Below are 647 nucleotides of genomic sequence, written 5' to 3' on the forward strand. Positions count from 1 at the left end.
TAAGGAAAAGAAACGGGTCCAAGTCAAGATTGATAAAGATTTGGCCGATGATACCGAAGCAGTTTTAAGCGAATTGGGCTTAAATCCAACCACGGCCATTAACATGTTTTACAAGCGGATTGTTGCTAATGGTGCTTTACCTTTTAATGTGTCTTTAAGCGAAGAAGAAAGAGCTAATTTACGCTTTTTAAAGGCGACCGAAGGGACACCAGTCACCGAGTTCAAAGACGCTAAAGAGGTCGCTGATTGGCTCAACGATCCAGATGAGGACTAATGACTTAGTCAGCCTATACGTTAGTTTTGTAGAAACTAACGGTGGCAAGTCTCGACCAGTTTTAATTCGTCGGGTATCAGAACAGACGGTCGAGGCTTTTAAAATTACTAGTCAGTATGAAAAGAAGTCGCCTTATATCAAGCAACAATATTATCCGATTCAAGATTGGCAATCCGCTGGGTTGAAGAAACCTTCCTGGGTCGATCTTGGTAATATTTATCGCTTTCCCAAAGCCGGTTTAAACTTTAAAGAAATCGGTCATTTAAGTAAGCTAGATCAAAATAAAATTTCAGATTTTACGCTTGACCTAAAATCAAAAAGAAGAGGTAAGGGTCAAAAGATAATTCAACAGCGATCAAGTAAAAGGAAGCAC

Annotated in this window: 2 protein-coding genes; both read left to right on the plus strand. The window is 39.6% G+C overall.

Annotation, left to right across the window (positions count from 1 at the left end):
* Positions 1-274: type II toxin-antitoxin system RelB/DinJ family antitoxin (locus GB992_RS11540; RefSeq protein ID WP_063723607.1), on the plus strand; the 274-nt coding region annotated here is incomplete at its 5' end.
* The coding region (locus GB992_RS11545; protein ID WP_161002563.1) for a hypothetical protein at positions 264-647 on the plus strand (384 nt) is incomplete at its 3' end. The genes GB992_RS11540 and GB992_RS11545, both read left to right, overlap by 11 nt.

It is taken from the genome of Furfurilactobacillus milii, from assembly GCF_009863985.1.
GTDB classification, from domain to species: domain Bacteria; phylum Bacillota; class Bacilli; order Lactobacillales; family Lactobacillaceae; genus Furfurilactobacillus; species Furfurilactobacillus milii_A.